Genomic DNA, 11,781 nt, shown 5'->3' on the forward strand with positions numbered 1-11,781 from the left:
AAATCCTTTTATATATAAGACTTTTAGCAAAGGAAGTAGACAGACTATTCTAACTGTAAGTGAAGAGAATAAATGATTTAAGCTCTGTCCTCACTATAGATATCTCACCAAGGAAAAATCGACGATATTTTCTCAAATTTCAATAACAGAATAACGCAATTATCGGCTTTGAGGGTCTCTAGCTGATGAATAATTGTAATCACGAATACTGTTTGTAAATTAATTTCACAGCGCAAGTAAATTGGCCAGATGTATGATATTCTTTATTTATAGGGAATCTAAATCGCTAAAGCACAAAGGATCTCCAAGCACTTACGCTCTAGTGAAGAAGTCAAATCCCATAAGTTAACCAATAGTTTGATGAACTGATGGTCTTGCTCCACAAGTCTCTGGAGGATTGTGGAAGTACTGGATCGGTAGCAGTTCCAAAGTTCGGGGGGACTTTGGTTTGCTTGCAGTTCATCAATCACTTTTGGGATAAACCCTTTATTCTTTACACATAGTTTTTTCTTAAGTCCTTAGAAATAATTGAAGTTTTGGGGCATGAAAGAATAGAACAGGTAATCGATAACAGTGTTTACGATTTAAGCAACTGGATAAAACAAACTTAATTCAATATCGATATCGATGAAACACTCTCATATTTAAAAGTAATCAAAGAACGGTTAAGGGTGTTTTAAAAACTTCAATCTTTGTTAATTTATCCTACTTATACACGTTATTGTATAGAGTTAAAATCTACGTTGTAAATTAAGGTATAACGATATGTTTTTTCCGATAATTACAGTGTATATAATTGCTATGACGTAAAATTATCACAGAAATAGAAAATGCTTTACACGTTTACAGCCTAACTTCAAAAATATAGTAAAGGTATCAAGTTTAAATAATTATGAAGTTGGGAAAATCTTTGTCAGTATTATTGACGAAGTATTTAAGATTTACACATTATTCAAGGATGCGATCTAAATGACTAAACCGAAAACAACCCGTAAATCTGTTCACGATCGCATTCTAAGTACAGCATCAGGCTTGTTTTATCGAGAGGGAATTCGCAACGTCGGTATTGACAGAATCGTTGCAGAATCTGGCGTTGCTAAAATGTCGCTCTACAATCATTTCAAGTCAAAAGATGCATTGATTGAAGCGTGGCTACGACAACAGGATGAACAATGGTGCGAATGGCTCCAAACCACGATTGAGCAACGAGCTTCTAACCCATCCCAACAACTACTAGCAATATTTGATGCCCTGCGGGAATGGTTTGAGGGCCCAGATTTTCGAGGTTGTGCATTCATTAATGCTTCAGTAGAATTAGCCAATGCTGAACATCCTGGACATCGAGTGGCATTGGAGCATCAACAATCAATCTACCACTACATCAAGAACCTTGCTCAAGCCGCAGATATTTCATCACCGGAACAGTTAGCTAGGCAACTGCTTCTCCTCATGCAAGGTGCGATAGTAGTTGCGATGATGGAAGGAAGTTGGTCAACTGCTTCACAGGCGAAAAAAGTTGCGGCAACCCTAATCCAAACTGCATCAAAATCCGCCGTTACCGAAACAGTGCTGAGTGTTGAGTAAAAAAGTCTATTATACTATTATATAATTTAATGTAAAAAATCACACTGCAACTAAGTTCGGAGCAGTCAGGGATGAGAATTCATTACTTACAACATGTGCCATTTGAAGGACTTGCTAGTATTGAACACTGGTTGACAAAGAAAGATTATATTATCTCCGTAACTAAGTTTTATAATGGTGACACTTTACCATCTGTTGATGACCTAGATTGGTTAATAGTAATGGGTGGGTCGATGAATATTTATGAGGATGATAAGTATCCTTGGTTGAATTTAGAAAAACATTTTATTCAAGAAGCAATCAAAAAGAATAAAATAGTTATTGGCATTTGTCTTGGTTCGCAGCTAATTGCTGATGTTTTAGGTTCTAAGGTTTACAAAGGTCAAGAGAAAGAAATAGGTTGGTATCCGATTCAAGTGACAACAGAAGCGCAAAATTCTGCTGTTTTTGCTTCATTCCCTGCATCTCTCACTGTGTTTCATTGGCATGGTGATACTTTTGACTTACCACTAGGTGCTGTACGACTAGCCTCTAGCGAAGTATGTGCAAATCAAGCTTTCATTTATAAAGATAGAGTATTAGGTTTACAATTTCACCTAGAATCAACACAAGACAGTGTTCGCGAAATTATTGAAAATTGCGCTTCGGAATTAGTTGCAGGTAAATATATTCAGAAACCTGAAGAAATACTTGCACAGGATAATGATTTTAGTAATATAAACACTGCTATGCACAAAATTTTAGATTATTTTGCAACTTTTACAAAATAAATTATTATTTATCACGCAATAAAGCTGCCCATCTTTAAGCGAGCGATCGCCCTACCTGCCACTTCGCTACAATTCCTTTGAGCCAATCATTATATTGCCGTTATTGTATAGAGTAATATCTAGGACTAGCTCTTTCAAGGTGGGCGAAAATGCTGGTCAAAAAACCTCTTTTTAACTTCTTACCTCTGTGTTTTCTGCGCCTCTGTGGTTAGATAAACATTCTGTTGGCAAAACTGCGGGGCAAGCTTTAGATGCGTTAACTGCCCAGTTGTATGAGACTGAGTTTGCTGCGCTATTAGTAATTCAAAGCTTTCGTCCTGACACATTCTGAGGTTATCTGCGACGAGTCAATAACGCCATTTTTTCTAAACAAAATGTGCATCTTTAGGATTGAATGCCAGCTTAATTATTTCATGGGGATATACATTGCTGAATATATGATTTCGAGGCACTCTGGCGATTAAAGTTTGTTCTCCCACCTTAACCCAAATACTACAAATCCCAATACCATTTAAAACCCGTTCTACTAGCCCTTCAATAATTACTGACCAAGGTTTATGCAATATTGAAGAACTTGCATCGTAAACATTGAAAGTATCGCCAGATAAACAACATGCAGTAATTGGCTTGGTGATTTCCCCAGGATATAAAAACTCTATCCCGTTTGCAAGTTTGATAAAACTTCCACGGCTACTCCGTTGTATCCGACAGGGAATAATATTATCTATCCCTACTAATCTTGCAAGCTGCTCGTTAGCTGGTCGGCGGATGATGGTTTCCAAGTTATCATCCTGGACAATACAGCCATCAAATAAAGCGATCGCTCGATCGGCAAAATGCAGTATATCTGTAAAATTATGACTGACTAATATGACTGCCGATCCCCTAGCTTGGGCCCATTGTCTAATTTTCTCGATCATCTCGGCACGTATGCCCACATCTAAAGAAGCAGAAGGCTCATCCAAAAGCAACAATTCGGAATCAGCAACTAAACCGCAGGCAATACAAACTCGTTTGGCTTCACCACCAGATAGAGAACGAGCTGACTGATTTGCCAAGTGTTCACAGCCAAAATTTGTAAGTGCAGTATGTACCGTTTGCTTAATCTTGTGTGTTGGTGTTCCGCGAAACTTTAATACCTTGGCAACATTATTAAAAACAGTGTCATTCAGTAGTAATGTTTCCTGAAATACCAAAGCCGAACGACGACGCAACAATGTTTTATTGGCACTGCGGACATCTTGTCCAAATAATTGCATCTCACCACGGTAAGGTTGCAAGAGATTAATTGTTCTTAATAAAGTGCTTTTGCCAGCGCCATTGGGGCCAAGCACAGCGACCAGTTCTCCTGGATGGACTGCAAAATTTTCAATTGACAGGATATTTTGACGTGTTTTGCTATCAACGCTAACCTGTCGCATATTTAGGACATACTCGTTAGTACTCATAAAATTTTCTTGTCATGCTGTAGGATAGTCAGCAATACAATAACGGTGTATGTGATCAGGAGTAGAATGTATGCGATCGCCATAGCAACATCGTAATTTCCTTTCCCTACTTCCATAACAATCGCTGTTGTCATAACTCTTGTTTGCCCCTTGATATTGCCGCCCACCATCATGGATGCACCAACTTCCGAGATGACGCGACCAAAACCAGCCATGATTGCAGCCATTAACCCTAACCGTGCTTCTTTGATTAGCAACCAATTGGCTTGCCACTGTGTTGCCCCCATTGATAGCAGTTGCCAGCGTAGTTTCGGATTAATACTGATAATTGCCGCAAAACTGAAGCCAGCTACAATTGGAAAAGCAATAATGGCTTCGGCTAGGATCATAGCTGTGGGCGTGTACATCAAATCAAGATTTCCTAACGGGCCAGACCGCCACAAAAACAGACTGACGAATAAACCGACTACTACAGGTGGCAATCCCATGCCGAAGTTAATCAAACTAGTCAGAGTCTGCTTGCCGACAAAATCCACTAATGCTAGCCATAATCCTAATGGTAGTCCCAGCAAAACGCTAATGGCTGTAGCTGTTCCAGATACAAACAATGTCATCGTCATGACTTGGAAAACGTCACTATCGCCACTGGTTAATAGCTCAAGAGCTTTGAAAGCTCCTTCGATGATTGTATTCACAAATACAAATCTCTTAAAAAACTGGAAAATAATGGTGAATATGCAGTAGAGCAAACCTTGATGATCTTATACTCAATTTTTTCTAAAAGCCGTAATCTTTCTCCGTTTTACCGCCATCAACATAAAATAGCGGTTGTTTGAACTCTTTTTTGCCGTGGGCAGCAATCAGTGTCTGTCCTTCAGGAGATAAGACATAATTAATAAACGCTTTAGCTCCTGCACTATTCACTCTGGGGAATTTCTGAGAATTTACTTCCATGACATGGTAAAGATTTAATAGTTTCTTATCTCCTTGCACCAGTACTGGCAAAGACAGGTTTTTCTTTTGAAATATATAGGTTGCTCGATCTGCTAAGGTATATCCCAGTTTTTGATTAGCGACTTGCAAAGTTTGCGCCATTCCTGAACCTGTTTGCTGATACCAACTGCCAGAGGGTGTGACTTTTGCCTGTTGCCATAAATCTTTCTCTAGCTTATTAGTACCTGAGTCATCACCCCGCGATACAAACAAGGCTTGATTTTTAGCAATCAGGGAGAATGCTTCTACAGCACTCTTTTTTCCTCGAATTTTTGCCTTATCAGTATCTGGACCGACGATTACAAAGTCATTGTGCATTACCAAGTGCCGATTAGTTACCGCACCACCTGCCAAAACTTTGCGTTCGGCTTTCGGTGAATTGACGAACAGTGCGTCAACTTCACCCTTTTCAGCTAAAGCTAAAGCCTGTCCAGTGCCGACTGCAACTTTTTTTAAGGTGTATCCTGTTTTCTTTTCAATCGCTGGAACTAAATCATCTAGCAGCCCACTGTCCTCAATGCTCGTTGTCATTGCCACGATTACATTTTTATTTGCTGGGGACTCTGCAATGGCTGGGTTTTGCTTCCCTAGCATATCACTAGCTTCAGCACTCAGAATCACCAAGCAACATGCCAAAAATGCAATGAAAATTCTCCGAATCATAGAACCTCTGGAAATATAAGATTTACGCATTGACAGAGTGATAAGGTGTTACGCAAAAACACATTGAAACAGCACAGGAGTGATGCCATACGGCAACCCTAAGAGCGATCGCAATTTTTTCCTTAACGTTGAAAGCTATACCTGCGGCTTGTTCGCCATTTCGCAAGGTGGTGTCGTTAATCTAAATGGCATGGTTGTTCATAATAAAGTGATGATTCGTGACTCTAAATATTTGCTACAACTTCCCCAGTCTTGCTGATGTCATAACCGCCGAGAATTTGTAATTGCGATCGCACTAGCTGATGTCCCAAGATATTGATAAACTGCTGTACTGGTGCTTCTTGCAAGTATTCCTTGAGAATCACCAAGTCGTATCGCGCACTATGAAGGGGAATAAATCCCAAGCCAAAGGTAGCAGCTATAGATGCCGTACTGATACCTGCATTGGCAACTCCTGAGACTACAGATAAGGCAACATCTTGATGGTTGTCAACAATATGGTCAAATCTTTTTACAGCCTCTAATGGTACTCCTTCTTCTTGGAGTTTCCGTTCTAAAAGCATCCGATTGCCAGAACCCACTTCATGGGTGGCAATAGTTGCTCCAAATTCTACTAAGTCGGAAACTGTTTTAACTCCCATCGGGTTTCCTGGTGGGACTAACAAACCTTCTTCCCAAACTCCAAGGGTAATCAAGACAGCACTCTTATCTGTTAAGGCTTCTCGCACAAAGGGAATGTTATGTTCCCCAGTTTGGGGATCATATAAGTGCATCCCTGCAATGTGAACTTCACCTCGGCATAGACTATGCAATGCAGCCTTGCTATGGGCAAAACGATAATGAATTCGCAGTTGCGGATACCAGCGTTCAGTTGCTCTTGCTAAGAGGGAAAGCACAGGTGTACAACCAGCAATTACAACTGTATTGTGCAGTTTGTCTATATCATCCAGAAGCCGAACCTGGACTTTATTTGTACCTGTCTGCCTCTGTGCTTCACCCTCAACCCTTAGAGGTGATGCTCCTATGTCGCTACCGCTTGCGCTAACACCACTCCCTACAATGGGGTGGTTCACTGCAACTACCTCACCATCAGATGGAATCATTTCGATGCGAAAAGCATCTCTGGCTAATAGGGGATAAGCTATCCATCGATCCCTAATCCGCGCTAGAATAACTTGTGATTGCTGGTTGTTAGGGGTCGAATCGGCAAGAATCGCCTCAACTTTGGGTAAATCCTCCTCTCCTAGAGAGAATAAGTCCTCAACTTGGCAACCAAGTGCTTTAGCTAAACGCAAGGAAATAGCAACAGAAGGAGTACATTGTCCCGTTTCCACAGCACCAATAGTCTGACGGGTTACGCCAGCTATATTAGCTAATTCTTGCTGACTCATGCCTAGACGATTTCTAATTGCCTTCAGGTTATTGCAAATATTCATATCCTGCTTAATGAGGCTGTATCTATCCGTTACAAAAAGCCGTAGCAGACACATTTAATCTGACTTGAAAAAGGGTGTAGGGGAGTAGGGTAAAACCAAATTTTCATGACTGACGATGAAATTTTTGATAATTGACTGCCTAAGTAATAGCAAGGTCTTCTATAGGACTCCAATTTGATTTTTGAAAAAATTCAGTACACCTTTATTTTTTCTTTGCGGTTCCCTATCTCTAGGAGTGATTCACCGAATCAAATCGGATTGCTATAGTGTGTGCCTTTTCTGCTGGAAGTCCTGTTAATGCTTATGTAATTTTGCATACCATAGATATTGTTAAAATACTTGCCAGATTTTTGTTTTTGCGATAAGTCAAGTAATTTTCAGACTTTTTGTCAGTTTATTACTGTTTTTTATCTACCCGTAGCAAGCATACCATACACATCGCTAAAATAATTGCTAGATAATAAAAAGTTTTCCTAGGATTTTATCGGGATAAGTGTACTTATAGCTACATAATTTTTCACGTTTTGTAGTAAAGATGAACGATTTGAAGCCTAAATATTTTTGTGCTATGTACCTGTGTCCACATATTAACCATAAGATTTTTATTAGCGATCGCGTGTTCAGATGGTGTTGCTTAAATAATAAAATCCGCTCCAAGGTTATGTGTCGATGCAAACGCACAACGCTTGCAGCCTTGAGGCAAGTGCATGATTCACACTTGGATTCAGCAACGTCCAGACGAAATTTTTATGCAAGTGGTGAATTTAAGGTATCCCTTTTTATGGTTTTCGGATAATGCTACAAAATAGCTACCTGGTTGTAGGTAAAGGACACATTGGTTTAGCGACAGCTGCCTATTTGAGTAATCAAGGATATACTGTTTACCTTTTCTCTCGCCGTTCTTCCATTAGACCTCTTGCAGAAAAGTTTTGTGGTATGCTTAAAGGCTTTATAAAAAATCCATATCAGAATCTATACAGAGAACTTTTGTTACCTCGTTGAGATGTCTGATAGAGATAGAAAGCAAATTTTTAAGACTTTCCATTGTACCATAATTTATTTTTGCAAGAGGTCTATTGTTGCCCAGACAAGAACCATTCACTCAATTGGATCGGTTTCTCCCGGAAGTTATCGAGTTGCAGCTTGTTCCAATAACATCTATGAGTTGGCGGCATTAAATGGTGGTAAGCCTACCACTCAACGTATTGATATGTTGTCGCGGTCAAGATATCGAACCCTACGCTAGAATTTTGGCTGAATATGTCAATTTTGAAATGAACGTTCTAGTTTTGTGTACTAGTCGCTTTGCAGGTCGGGTTTTTTGTCAGGAACTCCAGAGATTGGGAATAGCTAAGGAACAGTTGCCTGTTGTGGCTGATGTCAACAATACTCCTTTTGTCAGTCGCAGTAATACGGAGGATCGAGTCAAAATTAGTACGCTTACTAACAAGTTCTTTATGGCAGCTCAGACCGGTTTTCGGACTCAACAAGTTAGCTTAATTACTACTCTTTTAGATAAAGCAACTTATTCTACTCTGGCAATTGTTGGGCTTTATGGCCAACGCTGGGATGTTGAACTAGATTTAAGACATCTCAAAACTACCTTGGGTATGGATGTTCTACGATGTAAAACACCCCCAATGGTACGCAAAGAAATTTACGTTTATTTGCTGGCTTACAATCTACTTCGTAGCTTAATGTGGTCGGCTGTAACTACTTATACTACCCCTCCAACTCGCCTATTTTTGCAAGGTACTCGCCACCATTTAATTAACTTTATTCCCAAATTATTAGCTGCTTCTTCTCAAAAACGTCTCCAAATTTATCGCAATGAAGCTTAAAGTTATTGCTCATAAAGGTGTTCCAGAACGCCCAGGTCGTAGTGAACCACGAGTTCGTAAACGCCGCCCCAAAATTTACCCCTTGATGACCAAACCCCGGCATGAATTACCTAAACAATTACAAACTGCTTAATTGATAAGCAAAAACGCTTTTCTTAGTGCCATTCGGACTACAAGTAAGTTGACCAAAAACGGGCGTTGCTGAACTGAAGTATGAAATTTAAAAATTCATGAGCTGCACCAGCCACACGGAAGCGGTAAAAATTCTCTCTTTGCTCTTCAGTTTCTGGCGATCTAGGTTCTTGCGATCGCTTCTTCGTGTGTCGGTCGAGTAATGACAAAAGCTGACATGGCGAAGCCCAGAGGTTGAAAGCGAAACTTAGTTTTCTGAGCAACTTGAGCAATGGTTTCGCGGATGACTTCAATCGGACGACATTGAGGAAAAATGTATGCGCTTCTTTTGCAGCTACTTCTTGGGCTGGTTCTGACTCTCCTCCTAAATATACACGCGGATGTGGTTTGGCTATATCTTGGCCGTTGGGTTGTAAACTATATCTTGTCCTTTTTGTCCAAGTTTTGGGTAAAATCACAACACCCCACCGCGTTTAGAACCTATCCACAAGTAATTGCCTGTCATTTCCGTTCTTCTTTGATCCCAACTTCAACGTTGAAGTCAAACCTATTGAACTAAACGATGTAGTAGTGAATGATGATAAAAGCGATCGCTGGGATAAAACCAGTGTCCACGAATTTGACGGAATTTATGGCGAATATCTCTTGAATAAAGTCTCCAAAGTATTTCCAGAACTACGTCAAAAAGTGCTTGAAAGTGCTGAATAAAAACCCAGTTTCCAATCCCCAGCGATGCACTGAGCTTGTCGTTGGCGCAGCCTCTCGTAGGAGATAATCAGCCAGTTGTCGCAGGTGAAAATCAACAGCGTTCTTAATTGTGGTAAAATCACTATCTGCTGCTAAAGCTTAGACTCCAGAATTTTTGATAATATCTGCGATCGCAACTTCCCCTTTCAAGGCATTCTCCAAATGCTGTATATGGACAATGGCCCTATTGCCAAAAGTTTAGTGTTTCAAAAAGTTATGGGTTATTTGGGGATTGAAGTACGTACCCATTTACCTAAGGAGACGCTACGCGTAGCTTGCTTCTAGGGGTACAGGCATCTTACGGCAGGCGTCTTCCTTTGGTAGATAATCGCTAACGCAATGCTTACGGCAGTTAATCCCCGTTGTAGCGATCGCCGTTACTCCAGACGTGTAGCACAATACTTCTTAATAACTCTGCATCAAGATATCAAAACATTCTTGACACAATACCTTTCTATGTCCAATTAATCTCTTTGGAACGAAAAGCTCTATCCCAATCGTTAGCAATCACTTCCATTATATTGATCATGCCTTCATACCCAAAATATGGCTTATCAACATAAGTTTCTCTGTTAGTGGGGCTAAATACATCAAAAGCAATTTTTATTCCCAATTCCTCTGCCATGTATTTTTCCCATGCCGAGCCAATCACAGCATCAACATCAAACTCTTCTAAGGTCTGTTTTACCTGATAGCCATCTGCCGAAAATATTACGCGGGAAGTAAGACCGAGGCTGTGCAGTTCTCGCTCCAAAATTGTACGAGAATCAGGCATCGCCGAGCGAAATAATAAGACTTCTGGAATCATCTCCAATTCTTCAAAGAGCATTCTGACTAGTCCAATGCCAAGCGTCCCATCCGCAGATACAGCAATTCTACAGTTACGATATCGGGGAATAATCATTAATGCTCGTTTGCGAAGTGTATCTACAACCATTTCTTCGCCTTGTTTGATGATTGGCTCCACTTTTTCATCTATCTTGAAATGTGCCGCCAATGCCTTCAACCACCGGGTAGTATTGTTTACACCTATTGGTAAAGGTATATCATCGAGAATAAACGGGATATCATGGGTCTGTTGCATTTTCCGAGCAAACTTATACCCAACATCATGACTGAGAACAATATTGGCGGTTGCTTCACCAGCTTGCTCTAGTTCTTCAAAGGAGGTATTATGAGAGAAGACTGTCTGTACTTTAATCCTTAAAGATTTTAACGTCTGCTTTACCCATTCCAAATCAGCCCACCAAGTAGGATTAAGATTTGCCTGTGGCGCAATGATATTTACAATCCTTGGCTTTCTACCCCTTCTTTTGGTCTGCCTTTTTTTGATAAAAGGAAGTAAAGCCTCCAAACCCATTTCCAAGCCATCGTAAGCATTGCCTCGAAACCCACCAGCCATTAAAGGAACGAGTTTGGCTTTGATATCTGGCTGAAGCTGGTTGCACAATCCCGCAATATCTTCACCAATGATGTCTGCCGCGCAAGTCCCAACGACAAACATCACCTTAGAATCAAAAGATTGATCCGCCTCTTTAATCATCCCTTTGAGTTTCTCAGACGCTCCCATCACAATGTCTGACTCAAAAAGACGAGTACAACCTACTTTCCGCTTGGTGAAATCAACCTCATGAGCATCATACCCAGCGGCGACAGTGGACGCGCAACCCTGTGGAGACTGAATCACAATACTAACATCTTTAATACCAGCAACTGTAGTTGCAATACCTTCAAGGGCACAGCCAACTACTGGGTCTTTACTATGGTTACAATTATCAAAAGTCGTTTCAGCAGACATTTTTCCTCCTGTTTCTCTAAAGTTTGACTATGGTAAAAGCGTTTCACGCAATTTGTAGCGACTTCTGCTTTGGCGTTTCTATGTTTCGTGCAACTTGTAATAGCTTCTGTCTTCCTTGTAAGAGCTTCCGCCTCGACATTTCCGTGTTTTGCGCAGCCTGTAATAGCTTCTGTCTTCCTTGTAAAAGCTTCCGCCTCGACATTTCCGTGTTTCGCGCAGCCTGTAACAGCTTCCGTCTTCCTTGTAAGAGCTTCCGCCTCAACATTTCCGTGTTTCGCGCAGCCTGTAACAGCTTCTGCCAAGACGTTTCCGTATTTCGCGCAGCCTGTAACAGCTTCTGCCTTCCCTGTAGCAACTTCTGCCAAGACG

The 11,781-nt window shown here is 40.7% G+C and carries 16 protein-coding genes; 9 read left to right on the forward strand and 7 right to left on the reverse strand.

What is annotated here, in order from left to right:
• The first annotated feature begins 969 nt into the window (after window positions 1-969).
• The 3 genes from ACFE93_RS29935 to ACFE93_RS29945 all read left to right on the forward strand — a co-directional run bounded on the left by ACFE93_RS29935 (window position 970) and on the right by ACFE93_RS29945 (window position 2,685).
• Window positions 970-1,584, forward strand: coding sequence for a TetR/AcrR family transcriptional regulator (locus ACFE93_RS29935; RefSeq protein ID WP_375478996.1), 615 nt, complete (start codon window positions 970-972; stop codon window positions 1,582-1,584).
• A 71-nt stretch (window positions 1,585-1,655) separates the two neighbouring features.
• Window positions 1,656-2,354: a type 1 glutamine amidotransferase gene (locus ACFE93_RS29940; RefSeq protein ID WP_375478998.1), complete on the forward strand. Its 699-nt coding sequence runs from the start codon at window positions 1,656-1,658 to the stop codon at window positions 2,352-2,354.
• A gap of 187 nt (window positions 2,355-2,541) precedes the next feature.
• Window positions 2,542-2,685, forward strand: coding sequence for a hypothetical protein (locus ACFE93_RS29945; RefSeq protein ID WP_375479000.1), 144 nt, complete (start codon window positions 2,542-2,544; stop codon window positions 2,683-2,685).
• Window positions 2,686-2,719: 34 nt separating this feature from the next.
• On the opposite strand, the gene ACFE93_RS29950 is transcribed toward ACFE93_RS29945, so the two are convergent.
• The 3 genes from ACFE93_RS29950 to ACFE93_RS29960 form a co-directional block, all read right to left on the reverse strand.
• On the reverse strand, window positions 2,720-3,802 hold the full coding sequence (locus ACFE93_RS29950) for an ABC transporter ATP-binding protein (RefSeq protein ID WP_375479002.1): 1,083 nt from the start codon (window positions 3,800-3,802) through the stop codon (window positions 2,720-2,722).
• Complete coding sequence (locus ACFE93_RS29955) at window positions 3,799-4,497, reverse strand: ABC transporter permease (protein ID WP_375479004.1); 699 nt, start codon at window positions 4,495-4,497, stop codon at window positions 3,799-3,801. The genes ACFE93_RS29950 and ACFE93_RS29955 overlap by 4 nt, the downstream gene beginning before the upstream one ends.
• An 82-nt stretch (window positions 4,498-4,579) precedes the next feature.
• The gene (locus ACFE93_RS29960) at window positions 4,580-5,458 is read right to left on the reverse strand and encodes a substrate-binding domain-containing protein (RefSeq protein ID WP_375479006.1); all 879 of its coding nucleotides are present in this window, start codon (window positions 5,456-5,458) and stop codon (window positions 4,580-4,582) included.
• Between the two features lie 82 nt (window positions 5,459-5,540).
• On the opposite strand from ACFE93_RS29960, the gene ACFE93_RS29965 reads away from it, so the two are divergent.
• On the forward strand, window positions 5,541-5,717 hold the full coding sequence (locus ACFE93_RS29965; protein ID WP_375479008.1) for a hypothetical protein: 177 nt from the start codon (window positions 5,541-5,543) through the stop codon (window positions 5,715-5,717).
• On the opposite strand, the gene ACFE93_RS29970 is transcribed toward ACFE93_RS29965, so the two are convergent.
• Window positions 5,683-6,849 carry a substrate-binding domain-containing protein gene (locus tag ACFE93_RS29970; protein WP_375479031.1) on the reverse strand — a complete coding sequence of 389 codons (1,167 nt, stop codon included), beginning with the start codon at window positions 6,847-6,849 and terminating at the stop codon, window positions 5,683-5,685. The genes ACFE93_RS29965 and ACFE93_RS29970 overlap by 35 nt on opposite strands.
• Before the next feature lie 840 nt (window positions 6,850-7,689).
• Here ACFE93_RS29970 and ACFE93_RS29975 point away from each other — a divergent pair.
• From ACFE93_RS29975 to ACFE93_RS29985, 3 genes are all read left to right on the forward strand, one after another.
• Entirely contained in the window at window positions 7,690-7,896 is a 207-nt protein-coding gene (locus tag ACFE93_RS29975) for an NAD-binding protein (RefSeq protein WP_375479010.1), read from the forward strand.
• A 176-nt stretch (window positions 7,897-8,072) separates the two neighbouring features.
• Window positions 8,073-8,735 (forward strand): transposase, encoded by a 663-nt coding sequence (locus ACFE93_RS29980; RefSeq protein WP_375479013.1) that lies wholly within the window; start codon window positions 8,073-8,075, stop codon window positions 8,733-8,735.
• Window positions 8,725-8,868 (forward strand): hypothetical protein, encoded by a 144-nt coding sequence (locus ACFE93_RS29985; protein ID WP_375479015.1) that lies wholly within the window; start codon window positions 8,725-8,727, stop codon window positions 8,866-8,868. Before ACFE93_RS29980 ends, ACFE93_RS29985 begins: the two co-directional genes overlap by 11 nt.
• Window positions 8,869-8,905: 37 nt before the next feature.
• On the opposite strand, the gene ACFE93_RS29990 is transcribed toward ACFE93_RS29985, so the two are convergent.
• Window positions 8,906-9,325, reverse strand: a complete 420-nt coding sequence (locus ACFE93_RS29990; RefSeq protein WP_375479017.1) for a hypothetical protein — start codon at window positions 9,323-9,325, stop codon at window positions 8,906-8,908.
• Window positions 9,326-9,437: 112 nt separating this feature from the next.
• Between ACFE93_RS29990 and ACFE93_RS29995 the strand changes: the two genes are divergently transcribed.
• On the forward strand, window positions 9,438-9,575 hold the full coding sequence (locus ACFE93_RS29995; RefSeq protein ID WP_375479019.1) for a hypothetical protein: 138 nt from the start codon (window positions 9,438-9,440) through the stop codon (window positions 9,573-9,575).
• A gap of 378 nt (window positions 9,576-9,953) precedes the next feature.
• Window positions 9,954-10,082 carry a hypothetical protein gene (locus ACFE93_RS30000; protein WP_375479021.1) on the forward strand — a complete coding sequence of 43 codons (129 nt, stop codon included), beginning with the start codon at window positions 9,954-9,956 and terminating at the stop codon, window positions 10,080-10,082.
• Here ACFE93_RS30000 and ACFE93_RS30005 read toward each other — a convergent pair.
• Both ACFE93_RS30005 and ACFE93_RS30010 read right to left on the reverse strand, forming a co-directional pair.
• Window positions 10,069-11,412, reverse strand: coding sequence for a nitrogenase component 1 (locus tag ACFE93_RS30005; RefSeq protein WP_375479023.1), 1,344 nt, complete (start codon window positions 11,410-11,412; stop codon window positions 10,069-10,071). The two genes, ACFE93_RS30000 and ACFE93_RS30005, sit on opposite strands and share 14 nt — an antisense overlap.
• The coding region (locus ACFE93_RS30010; protein WP_375479025.1) for a hypothetical protein at window positions 11,361-11,781 on the reverse strand (421 nt) is incomplete at its 5' end. The genes ACFE93_RS30010 and ACFE93_RS30005, both read right to left, overlap by 52 nt.

The sequence above is a fragment of the uncultured Nostoc sp. genome, from assembly GCF_964247315.1.
Taxonomy (GTDB): Bacteria; Cyanobacteriota; Cyanobacteriia; order Cyanobacteriales; family Nostocaceae; genus Nostoc.